The organism is Caballeronia sp. SBC1 (assembly GCF_011493005.1).
Classification (GTDB): Bacteria; Pseudomonadota; Gammaproteobacteria; order Burkholderiales; family Burkholderiaceae; genus Caballeronia.
Window position 1 is genome coordinate 3,313,044 of record NZ_CP049156.1, and the last position, 17,076, is coordinate 3,330,119.

15 protein-coding genes, 1 tRNA gene and 2 pseudogenes are annotated in these 17,076 nt (G+C 60.9%); 4 read left to right on the forward strand and 14 right to left on the reverse strand.

The genetic code is table 11. From position 1 onward, the window contains the following. The first annotated feature begins 77 nt into the window (after nt 1–77). The 4 genes from tolB (at nt 78) to SBC1_RS14670 (ending at nt 2,946) form a co-directional block, all read left to right on the forward strand. Nucleotides 78–1,370, forward strand: a complete 1,293-nt coding sequence (tolB, locus tag SBC1_RS14655; RefSeq protein ID WP_165092512.1) for a Tol-Pal system beta propeller repeat protein TolB — start codon at nt 78–80, stop codon at nt 1,368–1,370. Between the two features lie 44 nt (nt 1,371–1,414). Then, nucleotides 1,415–1,921 carry a peptidoglycan-associated lipoprotein Pal gene (gene pal, locus SBC1_RS14660; protein ID WP_062081640.1) on the forward strand — a complete coding sequence of 169 codons (507 nt, stop codon included), beginning with the start codon at nt 1,415–1,417 and terminating at the stop codon, nt 1,919–1,921. Between the two features lie 27 nt (nt 1,922–1,948). Then, nucleotides 1,949–2,698, forward strand: a complete 750-nt coding sequence (ybgF, locus tag SBC1_RS14665) for a tol-pal system protein YbgF (RefSeq protein ID WP_165092513.1) — start codon at nt 1,949–1,951, stop codon at nt 2,696–2,698. Between the two features lie 172 nt (nt 2,699–2,870). Next, a tRNA-Lys gene (locus SBC1_RS14670) sits at nt 2,871–2,946 on the forward strand. A gap of 88 nt (nt 2,947–3,034) precedes the next feature. Here SBC1_RS14670 and SBC1_RS14675 read toward each other — a convergent pair. The 14 genes and pseudogenes from SBC1_RS14675 to SBC1_RS14735 form a co-directional block, all read right to left on the reverse strand. Beyond that, a complete protein-coding gene (locus SBC1_RS14675; RefSeq protein WP_243830236.1) occupies nt 3,035–3,622 on the reverse strand; it encodes a ThiF family adenylyltransferase in 588 nt (195 codons plus the stop codon). Between the two features lie 361 nt (nt 3,623–3,983). Next, nucleotides 3,984–4,835 (reverse strand): IS21-like element helper ATPase IstB, encoded by an 852-nt coding sequence (istB, locus tag SBC1_RS14680; RefSeq protein ID WP_165988328.1) that lies wholly within the window; start codon nt 4,833–4,835, stop codon nt 3,984–3,986. Further along, entirely contained in the window at nt 4,832–6,316 is a 1,485-nt protein-coding gene (gene istA / locus SBC1_RS14685; RefSeq protein WP_243830237.1) for an IS21 family transposase, read from the reverse strand. Before istA ends, istB begins: the two co-directional genes overlap by 4 nt. 198 nt (nt 6,317–6,514) lie before the next feature. Beyond that, a pseudogene (locus SBC1_RS39895) lies at nt 6,515–6,742 on the reverse strand (ThiF family adenylyltransferase); the annotation flags it as partial. 69 nt (nt 6,743–6,811) lie between these two features. Further along, nucleotides 6,812–7,054 (reverse strand): annotated as a pseudogene (locus SBC1_RS39900) (rhodanese-like domain-containing protein); the annotation flags it as partial. Between the two features lie 28 nt (nt 7,055–7,082). Beyond that, nucleotides 7,083–8,309, reverse strand: coding sequence for an acyl-CoA reductase (locus tag SBC1_RS14695; protein ID WP_165988331.1), 1,227 nt, complete (start codon nt 8,307–8,309; stop codon nt 7,083–7,085). Next, nucleotides 8,306–9,727: an AMP-binding protein gene (locus tag SBC1_RS14700; protein ID WP_165988332.1), complete on the reverse strand. Its 1,422-nt coding sequence runs from the start codon at nt 9,725–9,727 to the stop codon at nt 8,306–8,308. The genes SBC1_RS14695 and SBC1_RS14700 overlap by 4 nt, the downstream gene beginning before the upstream one ends. Then, nucleotides 9,724–10,479, reverse strand: a complete 756-nt coding sequence (locus SBC1_RS14705) for an SDR family NAD(P)-dependent oxidoreductase (RefSeq protein WP_165988333.1) — start codon at nt 10,477–10,479, stop codon at nt 9,724–9,726. The genes SBC1_RS14700 and SBC1_RS14705 overlap by 4 nt, the downstream gene beginning before the upstream one ends. Nucleotides 10,480–10,503: 24 nt before the next feature. Continuing rightward, nucleotides 10,504–11,271, reverse strand: coding sequence for an enoyl-ACP reductase FabI (gene fabI, locus SBC1_RS14710; RefSeq protein WP_165988334.1), 768 nt, complete (start codon nt 11,269–11,271; stop codon nt 10,504–10,506). Beyond that, nucleotides 11,268–12,326, reverse strand: a complete 1,059-nt coding sequence (locus tag SBC1_RS14715) for an acyl-protein synthetase (RefSeq protein WP_165988335.1) — start codon at nt 12,324–12,326, stop codon at nt 11,268–11,270. Before SBC1_RS14715 ends, fabI begins: the two co-directional genes overlap by 4 nt. Nucleotides 12,327–12,339: 13 nt before the next feature. Next, the gene (locus tag SBC1_RS14720; RefSeq protein WP_165092520.1) at nt 12,340–12,579 is read right to left on the reverse strand and encodes an acyl carrier protein; all 240 of its coding nucleotides are present in this window, start codon (nt 12,577–12,579) and stop codon (nt 12,340–12,342) included. A gap of 41 nt (nt 12,580–12,620) precedes the next feature. After that, nucleotides 12,621–12,884: a MoaD/ThiS family protein gene (locus SBC1_RS14725; RefSeq protein WP_165092521.1), complete on the reverse strand. Its 264-nt coding sequence runs from the start codon at nt 12,882–12,884 to the stop codon at nt 12,621–12,623. 25 nt (nt 12,885–12,909) lie between these two features. After that, on the reverse strand, nt 12,910–15,414 hold the full coding sequence (aceB, locus tag SBC1_RS14730) for a malate synthase A (RefSeq protein ID WP_165988336.1): 2,505 nt from the start codon (nt 15,412–15,414) through the stop codon (nt 12,910–12,912). A gap of 298 nt (nt 15,415–15,712) precedes the next feature. After that, entirely contained in the window at nt 15,713–16,858 is a 1,146-nt protein-coding gene (locus SBC1_RS14735; RefSeq protein ID WP_165988337.1) for a glycosyltransferase, read from the reverse strand. Nucleotides 16,859–17,076 lie beyond the last annotated feature (218 nt).

Here is a 17,076-nt window from a genome sequence, read left to right on the forward strand (position 1 = left end):
GGGAACGAATTGTGCATTCGGCGGTCTGTTCTGCTGCCGCCGGTAGTTTAAAAATCGCATTTTCTGGAACCAGATACATGAGTTTGATGACGAAGCTTGGCCTGAAAACGCTTGTTGCATCCTGCCTGATTGCCGCGGGTACCGCCGCACACGCGCAGTTGAATGTGCTCGTGACGGGCGTGGGTTCTACCCAATTTCCTATTGCCACCGCCACGTTTGCCAACGAAGCGACTTCGCCTCAGCAGATCAGCGCGATCGTTCGTCAGGATCTGGCGCGCAGCGGCAAGTTCACGAATATCGATGCGGGCGCTACGCCTGTGTCGGAAACGGATTCCGTCGACCTCGGCAGCTGGAAGGCAAAGGGAGCAGACGCGTTCGTGTCGGGCAGCGTGAATCGCCTGCCGAACGGTCAGTACGAAGTGCGCTTCCGCCTGTACGACACGGTTAAGCAGCAAAGCCTGGGCGGCCTGTCCCTCGTCAGCCCGGAAAGCGGTCTGCGGATGAGCGCGCACAAGATTGCGGACTACATCTACGCAAAGTTACTGGGCGATCGCGGTGTTTTCGCGACGCGCCTCTCGTACGTGATCAAGACCGGCGGCCGTTACCAGTTGCAGATTTCGGACTCCGATGGCCAGGATGCGCGCATTGCGCTGTCCAGCCCCGAGCCGATCATCTCGCCGGCGTGGTCGCCTGACGGCACCAAGGTCGCGTACGTCTCATTCGAAAAGAAAAAACCCATTGTTTATATCCACGACCTGCCGACAGGCAAGCGTGTGATCGTATCGAATCAGAAGGGCAATAACAGTGCACCGGCGTGGTCGCCGGATGGCCGCAAGCTTGCGGTCGCCCTGTCGACTACCGGCAACACGCAGATTTTCCAGGTGAACGCGGACGGTAGCGGTTTGCGTCGCCTGACACAGGGCAGCTCGATTGACACCGAGCCGGCTTACTCTCCCGATGGCAACACGATTTATTTCACGAGCGACCGCGGCGGCCAGCCTCAGATCTACAAGATGTCGGCGAATGGCGAAAGCGCCGGCCAGGCACAGCGCGTCACATTTACGGGCAATTACAATACAAGCCCGCGAGTGAGCCCGGACGGCAAGCAGATTGCGTACATTTCGCGTGTTGGCGGCGGCTTCAAGCTGTATTTGCTGGACCTCGCGTCCGGCACGGCGACTGGCCTGACTGACACCACGCATGACGAATCGCCTAGTTTTGCGGCGAATGGTCAGTACATCCTCTACGCCACCCAGGTGAACGGGCGTGGCGTGTTGGCGGCTGTGTCGACCGATGGTCGTACGCGGCAAGTCTTGTCGCTTCAGGGGGGCAGCGTACGCGAGCCGTCCTGGGGCCCGTTCATGCAATAAACCTCACGCAATAACTCAAGCAGCAACACACAAGGAGAGTAACCATGATGTCTAAAATTCGTATCGGCTTTGCAGTGGCGATGGTCGGTGCATTGGCCGCATGTCATTCAGGCGTGAAGCTGGATGAAGGTGCAAACAAAGGCGCGATCGGCACGCAACCCGACGCGAACGCAGTTCAACAGGTCAATGTCGACCCGCTGAACGACCCGAACAGCCCGCTGGCGAAGCGCAGCATTTACTTCGACTTCGACAGCTACGCTGTTCGTGACGACTATCAGCCGCTGCTGCAACAACACGCACAGTACCTGAAGAGCCATCCGGACCGTCACGTCCTGATCCAGGGCAACACCGACGAACGCGGCACGAGCGAGTACAACCTGGCACTGGGCCAGAAGCGTGCTGAAGCTGTGCGTCGCGCGATGTCGCTGCTGGGTGTGGCCGACACGCAAATGGAAGCCGTGAGTCTGGGCAAGGAAAAGCCGCAGGCAACCGGGCATGATGAAGCGTCGTGGGCGCAGAATCGTCGCGCCGATCTCGTTTATCAACAGTAATGTAACCAGTCACGGGTGAGTCGCCGTATGTTGTATCGCTTCCCCTCGCTGCGCTCGGTCGCAGTTGCTTGTTTGTTAGGTTCGGCCGTGGTCGGCGGGTCTGCGCACGCGGCGTTGTTTGACGACAATGAAGCGCGTAAAGCCGTGCTCGATTTGCGCACGAAAACGGATAGCCTGGCTAGCCAGTTGTCCGCCGCTCAGCGCACGATCCTCGATCAATCGAATCGTCTCGACCAGTTGAATCAGCAGGTCGCTACGCTTCGAGGCCAGAATGAGGACTTGGCCAACCAATTGACGACGTTGCAAAAGCAGCAAAAGGACTACTACACCGACCTTGATGGCCGGCTGAAAAAGTTCGAACCGCAGCAGCAGACGGTGGATGGCGTGCAAGGCACGGTGCAGCCCGGCGAGACTGAATCGTTCAACGCGGCATCTACACAGTTCCGTAACGGCGACTTCAAGAATGCTGCTGCGTCGTTCAAGACGTTTGTTGCCAAGTATCCGGACAGTCCGTACCAGCCCACCGCGCAATATTGGCTGGGCAATGCGCTGTATGCTTTGCGCGATTACAAGGGTTCAACAGCAACCTGGCAAAATCTGGTGAAGAATTACCCGACGCATCCGCGAGCGCCCGATGCGCTGCTCGCAATCGCGAACAACCAGATCGAGCAAGGTCAGAAAGCCGCTGCGAAAAAGACGCTGGATCAGGTTATCTCGCAGTATGGTGGAACAGAAGCCGCGCAGTCGGCTGAAAGCAAGATGTCGCAGGTGAAGTAAGCGAAGCTGGTCTTTGCGCCTCTCGTTGAAAAGGCCCGTAGCGTAGTTGCTGCGGGCTTTTTCTTATGCGTTTTCTCCGTTGCGCCCGGGTTCCACCCCAGTTCCACTATACGGAGCATTTTTACGCTCCGTTGACAACTTGTGGTCCGTGTGACTATAATTTCGGCTCTTTGGGTCGTTAGCTCAGCTGGTAGAGCAGCGGACTTTTAATCCGTTGGTCACAGGTTCGAATCCCGTACGGCCTACCAAAGACATGAAGGGCTCAGCGCAAGCTGAGCCCTTTTCTCGTTTGGGAAGCCAAACGAATTTGCACTGCCACCCAATCCCGCAGCGCCCTCACCCCGCCCTGCAAGCTGCAGGCAAATCCACATAGTCACCGGCTTTCACGCCATCGCCGCAACGCGGACACGCGGGGTCTCGCAACAGCCGCAAGCGATTAAACCGCATTCCCAGCGCGTCGAACTGCAGCAAGGTACCGGACAGCGACTCACCAATACCCAGGATCAGCTTGATCGCCTCAGTCGCCTGCAACAACCCGATCACTCCCGGCAGCACGCCGAGCACACCCGCTTCGGCGCAGTTAGGCGCAAATTCAGGCGGCGGTGGTTCCGGAAACAGGCATCGATAACAACTGCCACCCTCTTGCGTCGGCCAGAACACGCTGACCTGACCGTCAAAACCTTGCACTGCGCCGTAGACCATCGGCAGGCCCAACCGCACGCACGCATCGTTGACCAGATAGCGTGTGGAAAAATTGTCGGAACCGTCGATCACGACATCGTGGCCGCTCAGCAAGCGCTCGACATTACCCGCCAGCAGCCGCGTGCGATGCGGTTCGACGACCACATGTGGATTGAGCGCCGCCAAGGTCCTGCAACCGGATTCGACCTTGGGCGTGCCAATATCGGCATCACGGTGCAGCACTTGGCGCTGCAGATTACTGCGATCGACGAGATCATCTGTGGCGCGACAATCTGGATGAGAGACGCGCGACAATCAAGTTGAGAATGTCGCGGCAGAAATGATGATGCCGATGTTGATTGACGCTGGCAAGCGTTTATTGATTGACGTGCGGCGTTGATTGACGCGGGCGAGTGGGTGTCGCGCGACAATCAAGCTGAAGCGATCAGTCGATGAGGATTGCTGTGTAATGGTGACGCCGCAGGTATTCTGGCGGCACGACAATCAGATGAGAATGTGGTGGCGTGGAAGGTGAATCCGGGGTTGATTGACGTCGGCTAGCTTTGCCTGCGAGCCGCGCGTCAATCAGGATGAGAACAGCGGGTCATTCGGTGAGGTCGATGCCGTGCTGATCCTCCTGTGTCAGTGGCACGCCAACGTTCTTTGGTGTCGCTCGACTGGCCGGGCGTCCCGGTCCCTGCTGCTTGCGCTGCAGGGCAGTACGGCGACGGTAGCTTTCGACGTTCAGCTCAAAGATGGTCGAGTGATGGACCAGCCGGTCGACGGCGGCCACCGTCATGGCCCGGTCGGGGAAAACCTTGTCCCATTCGCCAAACGGCTGGTTGGCCGTTATGCAAAGGGAACGGCGCTCGTACCTGGCGCTGATGAGCTCGAACAGCACTGACGTCTCTGCCTGATCCTTGCTGACATATGCGAAATCGTCCAGGATGACCAGGTCGAAGCGATCCAGCCGGTTGATGGCGGACTCCAGCGCGAGCTCGCGGCGCGCGACCTGCAACCGTTGCACGAGGTCGGTAGTGCGAGCGAAGAGGACCTTCCAGCCCTTCTCCAGCAGGCTCAGTCCGATGGCCGACGACAAGTGCGATTTGCCCCCTCCGCTAGGCCCCAGAAGAATCAGGTTGGTGCCGTTACGCAACCAGCCGTCGCCCGCGCAAAGCGCCGAGACGTGCGCGCGCGACACCATTGGCACCGCGTCGAAATCGAAGTTCTCCAATGTCTTGCCCGGCAGGAGCTTGGCGTCCCTGAGGTGACGTTCGACTCGGCGTCGATCGCGCTCGGCGATCTCGTGTTCGGCCAGCGCCATCAGCAGGCGCGCTGCCGGCCAGCCTTCCGTGTCGGAGCGCTCGGCAAAGCTGGACCAGATCTGCTTGATGGCGGGCAGCCGCAAATCGTTGAGCAGCAGCGACAAGCGGGTGGCGTCGATGTCGAGATTCATGCCGTCACCTCCGTTGCCATGTCAAGCAGGGCTTCGTAGTCGCTCAGCGCGGCGAGCTGGATGTTCACCTCTGGCATGCTGCTCGTCGGCTTCGCTTCGAAGCGCGAACACAGTGCGTCGAGATCGGGTAACCGTCCATCGTCTAGGCACTGTTGCAGCGCCTTGGCCAGTTGGGCTTCGCAGTTGTGCTCGTGGGCCAGGCTGAGCAGTTCTACCATGGTCCTGCATGCCTGACGCTCCGGGAGCTGCTCGAGCAGGCGATCGAAGCTCAGGCGATACGCCTCGCGCGGAAAGATCTGATCGCGGTAGACCAGGTTGAGCAGTGCCATGGGCTTGCGGCGCAGCGCGTGGATGACGTGCCGGTAGTTGATGACGTGGCCGTGCTTGCCCTTGGGACCCGCACGCCCGCGCTGCAGTGTCATCAGGGCCGTACTGCCCAGAAACAGCTCCAGCCGGTCGTCGTACAGGCGCACGCGCAGGTGATGGCCGATCAGTCGGGACGGGACGGTATAGAACACCTTGCGCAGGACGAAGCCGCAGGTGGTCGTGACGTACACGCGCGTTTCCTCGTAGTCACACGTACGCTGGGCCGGAAGCGGCTGAAGCAGTGCCCGCTCGAGCTCAATGCGTTTGCCATTACGCGCGTTGATTCGACCGACGATCTCGTCGATGAAGCGGCGATAGGAACCGAGATCGTCGAAGTCGTGACTGCCGCGTAGAAGCAACGCATCACGCACTGCGCTCTTGAGGTGGCCATGAGGGCTCTCGATGGAGCCGTTCTCGTGGGCAACGCCACGGTTGTTGCGTGTGGGCTGCATGCCGTAGTGGGCGCACAGCGCATCGTAGCGCGTGGTCAGATCCTTGCGCGCGTCGGCATCGAGATTGCGGAACGCCGCCGACAGGCTGTCGCTGCGGTGCTCGCGCGGCGCGCCCCCGAGTGCCCAGATGGCGTTCTGCAGCCCTTCGGCCAGCGCGACATAGCTCTCGCCGCCGAGAATGACGTGAGCGTGCTCAAAGCCCGAGCAGGCCAGCCGGAAGTGATAGAGGCGGTGGTCAAGCGCGACACCGGCCACGGTGACGCCCAAGCTGTCCATCTCGGTGAAGTCGGACAACCCGAGACGACCGGGTTCGTGTACCTGACGGAACATAACGTCATGCTCCTCGCCATGCAGTGCGCGCCAGTCGCGAATACGGCGCTCCAGTGTGCGGCGCACGTTGCCCGGAAGGTCGGGATGGCGCCGAAGCATCTCGTCCAGTACGGCTATCGGCCGGATGCCGGGAGCGCACTGGAGCAGCGGCACGATCTCTGTGTCAAAGATTGCCGCCAGGGGATCGGGACGGCGACGCGCACGTGGTGCCTTCTTCTGCGATGGCAGTCGCCGGTCCTGATCGATGCGATAACCCGTGGCGGCGCTGAACCCGGCGCGCGCAGCCGCTTGAGCTGGTCCTTCCTTGAGTCTGTACTTCATGTAGAGCCTCATCTGATGGTCGTTGATGTGTCGGCCGGGCAACTCAGCCTCCCTTCGCTACATGGAAGAGCTGTTCATACCCGATTTACCGCGACCACCGACAAGGCACCCCGGCAGCGGGGCGGACTCCTCGGCGCGGCGTTGCGGCAGCGGTTCCGGGCTACGCCCTCCACCGCTGCCGCAACGCCAGTACTCTCATCCTGATTGACGCACGGCTCTCATCTTGTTTGACGCGCGGCAATCATCATCGATCAGGGTGATATGGCCGATCCCAGCCGCGGCTAGGTACAGCGCCGCCGGTGAACCCAACCCGCCCGCGCCGATCAGCGCCACCCGCGCGGCAGCCAACTTGCGCTGCCCCTCCAGCCCCACTTCGGAGAGCCGCAGATGGCGCGAATATCGTTCGAGAAAATCGGCATCGGCGGTGGGCTCGGTCATTGGCAAGCCGGCCGCTTTCCAGCGCGGAGTGCCGCCCGCAACCGAGAAGAGGCGTGTGTATCGCCGCGATTTAAGCAGTCGCGCACACTGCATCGAACGTCCGCCCACCGCGCAAATCAGCACGATCTCCGCCGTCAGGTCCGGCAACCAGGCACCTGGATCCGCTTCCAGGCGCGACTTGCTGACCCCCATCGCACCCTCGGCCATGCCGGCCGCGCGCTCTCCATCTTCACGTACGTCCACCAGCAATGCGCCCGATTGCAGGCGCTCATAGGCCTGCTCCGGGGATATTTCGACAATCGCCTGGTTCATGATCGTGCTCCTTATGAGCGAATCGGCCTCAGCCCACAGTGACGAGTCGGGTGAACTCCCGCAAGAGGTCGTAGCCGTCCCAGACCGTGGAAAATTCGAGCGCACGCCCCATAGGCACAATGCGATCGATGCCTCGCCCGCCGAGTTGCCGGGCGAACGACATCATCTCGTCGGCCGTGAACCCGAAATACGTCAACGTCTGATCCTGGCGTCGCAACAGGGGCAAAAGCTCGTCGAGCGAGTCCAGCCGCAGATGAGGAAACGTACCGGTTCCGAGCCAGCGACGCGGTAGCCGAACCGGCGTCGCGAGCTGCACCAGAGCGATCTCGTTGCCGATAAAGCGCACATCATCGGCTATCCCTTCCGCAGCCAGACCGTAGGTCGCAACATGCTTCTGGATCGCCATCGCTGCGTCCGCGCGCGGTCCCCGGACCTCGACCGTTTGGGTCAGCAACGCCGCGAACGCGACTTGCGCGTCCGCCACATCCTCAGCCGTCCCAATCCAGAAAATCGTTCCAGGCGACGCGCACGCAGCTTGACCGAATAGGTAGGCATCCGAATGAAAAGCGTCGACCGCCCGCTTGCGCTCAGGTTTGTCGGCCGAGAGAAAGGCCTTAGCGCAGATCGCAGCGAAAGAAGACCGGTTGGGAAAGGTGACATCCCGCGCCGATGGCCGCAGTGGTGAGCGACGAATATCGTCGATGGCTCGATCGCCGCCCCACAACACACGCAAGTCGCAAACGGCTGACAATTCGGATGTTGCTGCCTCGTCACGATGGTCGTAGCTCACGATCCGCTGCGTCCGCGCGATCACGGCATCTGCCGTCTCCAGGCTCTCGGCCAACACGGTGAGCACGGCCTCGGTGGCCTCTCCGCCACGATCCGATACCCGCACCACGTTGCAGTTTCCGGCCAGCGCGGACAATGCCCAGGAGTAGACGAACACCGTATCGGCGTTGCCCGGAGCGATGTGAAAAACGAGTCCCTGCGGAAAACGCAGCGTGCGATCGCCGGTATTGAGCCGAGCCAGTTCCGAAGCCAGATGGCCGCGACGAAGGTACACACCGAGTGGCCCCAATTCCGGATGGCGTCGGGCAAGCGCTGGCGCACGCAGGCGCTGGCCTACGTCATCGAGGAAATCGAGCATGCGTGCATCGCCGACTTGCAAGGCCGGGCCGGACATCGGCTCATGCATCGACTCAAGCAACGCCGATGCCTCAAGCAAAGGACCGAGAGGAAACAGCGGCCGGATCATGTCGGCGCCTTCTCTTCAATAGCAGCACGAATCAGCGACCGGTAATCAATCTTGCCGTTACGCAGCAGCGGCAATTTTTCAATGGCGCGTGCTAGAACGCCATGCCGGTTCACGCCCAATCGTTCGGCGACGCTCCGCGAGATACGTTCCAACCGCGCCGGCTCGGCTTCGCCTTCGCACCACAACACGATCGCTTCGTCGTTGCGCGAGATGGCGACCGCCGCACCTTCGGCCCCCGCTTCCGCAGCCAGTCGTTCGACGGCATCAAGATTGATACGTTGTCCGAACAGCTTGGCAATCCGCTTGAGACGGCCTTCGAGATAGAGATAACCCTCCTCGTCGAAGCGGCCAATGTCGCCTGTATGCAGCACGCCGCCATGATCGTCGCCGCGGGCGAGGTCGGCTGCGATATCGGCGTAACCCATCATGACGCTCGGACCGCGGAAGATGACTTCGCCAGGGACGTCGGGTTGCAACGTCTCCTCCCCGGACTCAACACGAATGGACAACCCACCACCTGGCACGGCCAAGCCGACCGAAGCGCATTTCTCGGCAATCCGGTGCGCCGGCACCACCGCCATCCGGGCCGTAGCTTCGGTTTGCCCATACGTGAGGTAAAAGCGGCCTCCTGCGCGACCAATGTCATCAGCTAGCTGGGCGATCAGCTCAGGCCGCATACGGCTGCCGGATTGAGTCATTGTACGCAGGCTGGCATGCGCCGATGGCGTCCATCGCAAGCGCGCGAGCAGTTCGTACGTATGCGACACCGCAGCGAAGGAGGTCACGCCATAGGTATCGACACACGCCCAGAACTCCGAGCCGATCACCGGATGCGCATTCACCACAACGGTCGCGCCAGCCATCAGGTGGCTGTTCAGCACCGACAAGCCGTAGCCCAGATAAAACGGCAAGCTGGTCGGCGCGATTTCAGCATCGGTGATTTCAAGCGCACGCACGATCGCAGCGGCGTTGGCGAGCACGCCCTCGCGCGAAAGGCGCACCATGCGCGCCGCGCCGGTCGAGCCGGAGGTGGTCAGCAGCAACGCCAGATCGGGATGGACGAGAGCCGCGTCCGTCTGCCTGATCCAGCCGTGATCGACTCGCCGATACCCCGCAGGCGCAGGCGCTTCGATCCCAGGCTGCCACAGACCCGCCGGATCGAATCGCGCGATCAGTTCCATCAGCGTGTTCGACTCGATTCCCGGATCAAGCAGCGCAAGCGCCCGGCCCTGGCGAAACGCGGCGAGATATCGACACACGGTATCGACGGTCCATGGCGCGCTCAGCAGGAGCAACCCGGCCGGCATCGCGTGCAATTCGCTTTCCATCGCGCAGACCCGTGCTGCAAGCTCACTACCCCTCAAGCTCAGACCACGAGCCGCATCGATCAGGCAAGCATTGGCGCCAAATGTGTTCATAAGGTCAGGCCTCCGTCGACACCCAGCACTTGTCCGGTGATAAAGGACGCTTCGTCGCTGAGGAGGAAGCGGATTGTCGTTGCCACTTCAGTCGCTGCGCCAAGCCTGCGCAACGCGGTCTGAGCGCGACGTGCGGCGATGACATCGGTGGGGAGATTCGCCAGCAGATCGGTATCGATCAAACCCGGCGCCACCGCGTTCACCCGAATGCCCAGCGGCCCCAGTTCCTTCGCCGCCGAGCGCGCCAGTGCCGCGATGCCGGCCTTGGTCGCCGCGTAGACCGCCTGGCCCGGCGCGCCACGCTCGCCGGCTATGGACGCAAGCAAGACAATGGCGCCGCGACGCCGCCGCATCATCACCTTCGCCGTGACCTGCAGCACTTCGATAGCACCCAGCAGATTGACGTCGAGCAGATGACGCGCGAGCGGCTCTGTAGTCATCCCGAGCGGCGTGCTCTGCATCACACCTCCGCTGAGCACCAGCGCGTCGATAGCGCCATGCTCGGCAGCAATCGACTTGATGGTCGCGCCAATGGACGCGTAGTCGCTCAGATCAAGCGCCCGGCCAGTCGCGCTAACGCCGTATTCGGCGGCCAGCTGCTGTGCCTCGCGTTCGGCTTTCGCTTGATCCGTGCCAGTCAATATCACGGTCGCTCCTGCTGCGGCCAGCAATCGCGCACTCGCCTGTCCGATGCCGCGCGTGCCGCCGATCACCACGGCAATACGATTGCTGAAACTATCTGCCGTATTCATCGATACCCCCCGAAGCGCGCAATGTCAGACGCCTACCGTGTGAAAACCGCCATCGGCGTGCACAATTTCGCCGGTGGTGACAGGAAACCAGTCCGACAGCAAAGCCACGCACGTGCGTGCGACACCGTTGGCGTCGGCGTGATTCCAGCCGAGCGGCGCGCGGGTTTTCCAAGTTTCGGCGATATCGCCGAAACTCGGCTCGCCGTGAGAGGCGGCGGTACGCAAGGGGCCGGCAGCGACCAGATTGACGCGTATCCCGCGCGGGCCCAGATCGCGCGCAAGGTAACGCGCGCTCGACTCCAGCGCGGCTTTGGCCACGCCCATCCAGTCGTAGCCGGGCCATGTCACCGAGGCATCGAAATCCAGGCCCACAATCGAGCTGCCTGCGTCCATCAACGGCAGCACGGCGACGGCGAGCGCCTGCAGGGAATAGGTCGATACCTGCAAGGTCGTCGATACATCGGCCCACGGCGTAGCCAGGAAATCCCCGCCGATAGCCCCACGCGGCGCAAATGCGATCGAGTGCAATACACCGTCCAGCCGCGGCAAGTGAGCCCGCACGCGCTCGGCAAGCGTTGCAAGTTGCTCACTTTGGGTGACATCGAGTTCGATAACCGGCGGCGGTTTCGGCAATCGCCTCGCGGCGTCCTCGACCATATGCAGCCGGCCGTAGCCGGTAAGCACAATGTCCGCGCCCTGCTCCTGCGCCAGCTTTGCAACCGCGAATGCGATCGACGCATGGTTGATCACGCCGGTGATAAGCAGACGGCGGCCTTCGAGCAAGCCGTTCATGGCCGTGCTCCGTAGGCGCTTTCGGGCAACGTGTCCGCGCATCCCCGAGGTTCGGCGCGTGCGAGCCGGCCGAGCACGGAGAAGCGTTTCCCCGGCCATTCGCCGTCGTCGATGCCATGCACTACCCCCCTGTCCTCGGTCAGCAACACGTGGCCCGGATGCGCGCGCGGCACGGCGCTCAACACTTCGATAACGCCTTCCGTGCCCACAGGAGCTTCCTCCCAGGTCTGCGGATCGCGAATGATGACATCGGCGAAATCGGGGCAATACAGACCATCGCCGGATGCGGATTCGATATGAATCGTGCCGCCCTGCTCGACCATCCCGTAGAAGTTGTGGCATCGGCGAAGGCCAGTCGCCGCGAGAAAAGCAGCGCGAAATTCCTGCGGCGATACGGCTTGATCGGCGAGTTTTTTCCACCCGCCCGTGTGCAGCAGGATGGCGTGGGCCAAGTCGAATCCGCGCGATCGCGCGAATGCGTGGAACCGTGTCCAGACCAGGGACGTGAAGCCGAAGATCAGGAACGTCGCGTGAGCGTGGCGTTGCAGGAAATTCGCGACGGCGGTGGCATCGATACCTTGCTCATCATCCAGCGCGAAGACGTGGTCGCGACCGACATTCATCACGCCCAGTACGGTGGCACCACGGATCGAGGAGCGTTCCCCACGTACCGCCGACGGCGAATCGATAATGGGCAACGGCAGACGTCGCGAGCCCGTCACCGTTGCCAGCGTCGCGGTGAGCAGATGACGCTGGCGTTCGGCAGCGTCCCGGTCCAGCGCAATCCGGCTGACGTTCGTGCTCGTCGTACCGGACGACGTCAGCACGGCGACCTGTTCGCGGCCGGTGCTGATCAGCGAGTGCTCTTTGAACAGACGCACCGGCAGCCACGGGAGTTCGTGAGTTTGCGCATAGCGGCGACCTGGCGCATGACCAATTGCATCGAGCACACGGGCGTATGCGGGACAAGCGCGCCGATGATGCTCGATCAGCTCGACCATCTGCGGTAGCAGCGCGGTCTCCCGCTCGCTCTGGCTTATCCGTGAACCGGTCATGACGATTGCCGGCTCACTCTCGCACCCCAAGCTCACGGAGCAACTGCGAAGCGCCGTTGAAGGTGTCCATCTTCAACGCCCGCTCGGTGTCGATCTCAACCTTGAATTCATCTTCAATAGATGAGATCAGCAACACCGCGCCGAGCGAATCCCAGCCCGGCGTCTCCTGATAACGCAGCGCCGAATCAGGCAGCGTCTTGTCTAGTTCCAGCACCGTATTGAATACCGACCGTAGTCTGGTGTCGAGGGACATTGCACGTTCTCCTTTCGTTGGCCGTCGCTGCGGCAGACTGCTCAACCGCCGGAGATGGCGGTCATGATCTCGACCAGATCGCCCGATGCAAGCGTCCGGGTCAGATCGCTGCGAACCACTTCACTGTTGATCGCCAGACGCATGGTGCGCTTCAGCGTCATGTCATCATTCATCAGTAATCCTTTCAATTCTGGAAATTCGGTAAATAGGGCTCGCAGCGCCGCGTCAAGCGTGTTTTGTTCGTAAACAATCTGACGCCGATAGCCCACGTACCTGAGCAAAGACCCGGAGAACAGGAACGTCATGGCCACCCCCTTTTTAGCTTGAATGTCACGCCGACAGGAACACCTCGACCGCGTCGCCGGCATCAACCCCGGATGCAGTAAGCAACCGATGGACGAAATGAATGTGGGCGCCCACGCGATAAGCCGTGGCCAGGATCTCGCCTCGGTCGAAGAGCATGAAGGGCCTTCGCAAACCGATGCTCAGGCGCTCTATACGCTGGGCCAGACCCGCGAGCAGTTCCGGATGTTCATCCACGAGCAGGAGCACCATGGCCTCGCGACTATCGCCGATGAAATCGCACACGTGCTCGGAATACCATTGGTCGGCTACTTCGCAGGCATGGCGATGAACCACGAATTCGTGCCGGTGTTCAGCAATGGCCTGGGCGTTGGCCGGCACTCGCGCGGCGCCGCGATTAAGCAGCACGGGCCGCTCGTCGATATCGTCGGGATGGTCGAGCAACAACTTCGCCAAATGGTCGGGCACGCGTCCCGGCGCTGCTGCGAGTGTTTGTGTCGATTCAATTCGGACGCACACCTCTTGCAACCCTATGCGAACGACCGGATCACCCTGTTCATTCGCAAGCAGCACCTCGACGTCCTGCAGGCTGTGGAATCGTTTCGGGTTCCAGGTCCTGACCCGCGTAGTCACGCTGAGCGATTCGCAATCGAAGAATGTCGATGGCTGCAGATACTCAATCTCGAGCCCGATGGGAACGAATCCGGTGGCATGGTCGCGGATCAGCACCGCATGCGAGACGGCATGCTCGATCAGCCACGCCGACCAACCCATGAAGCCGAAGGAAAACGCAACGCGCGGCTTGAGTTGCAAATGCGTGAACATGCCGCTGCTGCATGTAAGCGCCAAGGTGCTTTCCCGCGCTGATGCTGATGCTGATGCCGCGCGCCATCCATGCCCGGCCGCGTCCGTGCCACGCTCGGATGACCGGTTCAATCGGGCGTACCCGGGCAGCGTCATGAACTCGGGGAAGTCCTCTTTCATGGCGACTTCCTCGAACAAAGCCCTGGCCTGTTCAATATCCTCCTCGGCGAGCGATTCGGTCGATTCGATGCGATACCGATCGATCTCCTCGGTGACCATTGCACGAACCAGTTCTCTCGTCACCTGACGCCCATCACGCAGACGCGTGCCATGGCGCAGCCATTGCCAAACCTGCGACCGCGCGATCTCAACGGTCGCGGCACCTTCCATGAGACCGAATAGCCTGACCGATCCATGACCACGCAACCACGCCTCCAGATATCGGATCGATACCGCGATGTTGGATCGCAAACCGTGCTCGGTGACCGAACCATCAAGGCGATCGGCCGCCATCAAATCCGCGGCCGTTGTCTCCACCTTGCCGAGCGAGCGGTCGATTTGATACGGCCGCCCGGACAGGACGCGCTCGAATGCGGCGTGACAGACCGGAACCAGGTCCGGGTGAACTACCCAGGTGCCGTCGAAGCCCTCAACCGCCTCGCGCTCCTTATCGCGGCGCACGACCTCCACCGCGCGGCGTTGCGCCTCTGGATCGTGTCGATCCGGAATCTGCGTGGCGACACCGCCCAGGGCATGCGTGCCGCGTCGATGACACGTGCGAACCAGAAGCTCGGAATACGCGCGCATGAACGGCAGTCCCATCGTCAATTCCGCCCGGTCGGGCAAGACAAAATCCGGTCTATTTCTAAATTCCTTCGCAATACTGAACAGATAATCCCAGCGTCCGGCAGTGAGCCCCGCAGCGTGAGGGCCAAGAGCATGCAGGATCTCGTCCATTTCGTACGCAGCGCCAATGTGCTCGATCAGCACGGTAGCGCGGATGCTGCCACGGGGAATGCCGATCCAGTCCTGCGCAAATTCGAATACATCGTTCCACAGCTTCGCTTCAAGGTGGTTCTCAAGCTTCGGCAAGTAGAAATAAGGCCCGCTGCCGCGCTCCAGTTGTCTGCGCGCGCAATGAAAGAAGTACAGGCCGAAATCAACCAGACTAGCTGATGCGGATTGTCCATCGACCACCACATGCTGCTCGGGCAAATGCCAGCCCCGCGGCCTGACGACGATCGCCGTCGTGCCGCCTTCGAGCCTGTAGTGCTTGCCCCGAGGATCAAGATAGGCAATATCGCCCATGACCGCTTCTTTCAGGTTTCGCTGACTCGCCATGGCGTTGTGCCAGGTGGGCGACATCGCATCTTCCAGGTCGGCCACCCATACTTGGGCATGAGCATTGAGCGCATTGATGACAATCTTCCGGTTCTCCGCCGGACCGGCGATCTCCACGCGCCTGTCGATCAGATCTTTAGGGGGTGCAGGAACACGCCAATTTTGATCATTGCGGATGCCGGCTGTGCTCGACAGGAATTCAAAGTTACCGCCCTCCAGGCGATGGCCCGAACACTCTTTGCGGTAATGGAGAATGTGCTGGCGCGGCTGCGCAAATTCGCGATCCAGCACTGCGATAAATTCCGTGGCTTCAACGGACCACACATCCGGGAATAGCTCCGCCACATAGCTTTCGATGCAGCAGGTCGCGCGAGTTGTCTTGGCCAACCTGAACTCCACAGGGTATTTGTGTGTTGCCGCGGGTTAGTCGAGCGCTCGGCGGTTGGCACTAAATATCGACGCTATAGCGGAATTCTTCAAGCTCGAAAAGGAAACGTCACGTTGCCAATTTCCGCACAATGCGCGGGCTTCGGATTTCACGCATCCTGATGGGCTTAGCTCATTTGCCCGATGCAACGGCCCAATAAAAAGCAGGTTGCATGTCGTGAGACAAGCAACCTGTTTCCGTATGTGGCACTGAACCGGCTACGCATGCGTTCCAATAATGCACAGCCCCGCTGTCACGCTAAGCGCGCACAAGTGGCTCGACTCGTTCGACCGACTCTGCGTCCCTCAACATCTGGTGTGTCAGCATGACGTGCTGCCGGGCGAAGCCGCGCGTGGTCAGATCCTTCGATACCAACTCCTGCTGCGCTCGACGAATTCGCTTCGTCGTGCCTTCGGGGTCAGCGCCTAATGCGGCAACTGTCTCGCGCAGGCTTTGTGCATCATGGACGGGTACGTATGAGACGGCGTCATCGGAGAAATAGTCGGACAGACCGCCTATGCCCGTTGCCACCGCCGCCTTGCCGGCCATCACCGCTTCGAGCAACACCGTAATGCCCGACGCATGGTGGTTGGGATGAAGCGGAACGACGATGACATCGGCCCAATCGTAGAGTGCACGTTGCTCCGCTAACCCCGACACCGGCGCGACCACAATGTTATCCGCCCGATCGGGACGCGTGACTTTGCGCTGCGTCGCCAGCCGTGCGCTAAAGCGCTTATCGTTTTCAAATGCAGCCATGAAGGTCTGCCAATCGCGATCACGATCGTTACCAATGGCAGCCACGCGCAACGGTTCGTGAGGGCGCCAATCAGATACCGGCTGCAAAGGGAAATCGTCGGTGCTGATGCCGTAGAGCACCACCGTTGCTTCGCGGTTCCAGAATTTTTTCACTAGCGCGGCGTTGTCGTGAGTGTGCGTCGTCAGCAGGTTTGCGCGACTAAGCAGCCTCTTGAAGATGACGCGTTTGAATACGCTAAGCGATTCCCAGATGTCGAGCAGCCACACACTTTGCGCAAGCAAAAGTGGTTTATTCGGACCACGCTTGAGCATCAGCAACAACGCAGCCGATAGATACTCGCGCTCCGTATGCGTCCAGATCACATCCGCTTCAAGCAGCGCAGCGCGGTTGCGAAACGTATGGATAAGATCGCAGCCAAGAAGCGCTTTCAAGCCGCGTCGAATAGTGCGGAGAACGCGTCCTTCAGGGTGATCTTGCGAATACGAAAGCGACATTGAATCCGACTCGGCGTAGTGATAACCATACAGGCATCCAACGTTCTCGTCCTTGCGGTACCGGCTTGGATCAACGCCATAGTAAAGATGAACATGCACGCTGGTCGGCATGCTCTTCACGGCCTCTTTCACCGGGATTGGTGAGTCCATACTTCCCTCGATAGCGGCGCCTGCGCGAGCGCTTTATATGCTGAAGAAAGCATCGTACAGGTGTCGGACGACGCGTGAACGCCGCGACTCAGGACATTCACGCTGAACGAGAGGTAGCTAACATAACGGTCTTTATCGCACCGGTACCGTGTGTTCGGCAGCGCGCACAATGGAGGCTGGAACTCTGGTATGTCTGGCGTTTTTATCGAACGCATGGC

Coding starts and splice junctions, on each gene's coding strand:
- tolB (WP_165092512.1), top strand. CDS start 78: ATGAGTTTGATGACGAAGCTTGGCCTGAAAACGCTTGTTGCATCCTGC.
- pal (WP_062081640.1), top strand. CDS start 1,415: ATGATGTCTAAAATTCGTATCGGCTTTGCAGTGGCGATGGTCGGTGCA.
- ybgF (WP_165092513.1), top strand. CDS start 1,949: ATGTTGTATCGCTTCCCCTCGCTGCGCTCGGTCGCAGTTGCTTGTTTG.
- istB (WP_165988328.1), bottom strand. CDS start 4,835: ATGAATCTCGACATCGACGCCACCCGCTTGTCGCTGCTGCTCAACGAT.
- istA (WP_243830237.1), bottom strand. CDS start 6,316: ATGAGGCTCTACATGAAGTACAGACTCAAGGAAGGACCAGCTCAAGCG.
- SBC1_RS14695 (WP_165988331.1), bottom strand. CDS start 8,309: ATGATCCGGCCGCTGTTTCCTCTCGGTCCTTTGCTTGAGGCATCGGCG.
- SBC1_RS14700 (WP_165988332.1), bottom strand. CDS start 9,727: ATGAACACATTTGGCGCCAATGCTTGCCTGATCGATGCGGCTCGTGGT.
- SBC1_RS14705 (WP_165988333.1), bottom strand. CDS start 10,479: ATGAATACGGCAGATAGTTTCAGCAATCGTATTGCCGTGGTGATCGGC.
- fabI (WP_165988334.1), bottom strand. CDS start 11,271: ATGAACGGCTTGCTCGAAGGCCGCCGTCTGCTTATCACCGGCGTGATC.
- SBC1_RS14715 (WP_165988335.1), bottom strand. CDS start 12,326: ATGACCGGTTCACGGATAAGCCAGAGCGAGCGGGAGACCGCGCTGCTA.
- SBC1_RS14720 (WP_165092520.1), bottom strand. CDS start 12,579: ATGTCCCTCGACACCAGACTACGGTCGGTATTCAATACGGTGCTGGAA.
- SBC1_RS14725 (WP_165092521.1), bottom strand. CDS start 12,884: ATGACGTTCCTGTTCTCCGGGTCTTTGCTCAGGTACGTGGGCTATCGG.
- SBC1_RS14735 (WP_165988337.1), bottom strand. CDS start 16,858: ATGGACTCACCAATCCCGGTGAAAGAGGCCGTGAAGAGCATGCCGACC.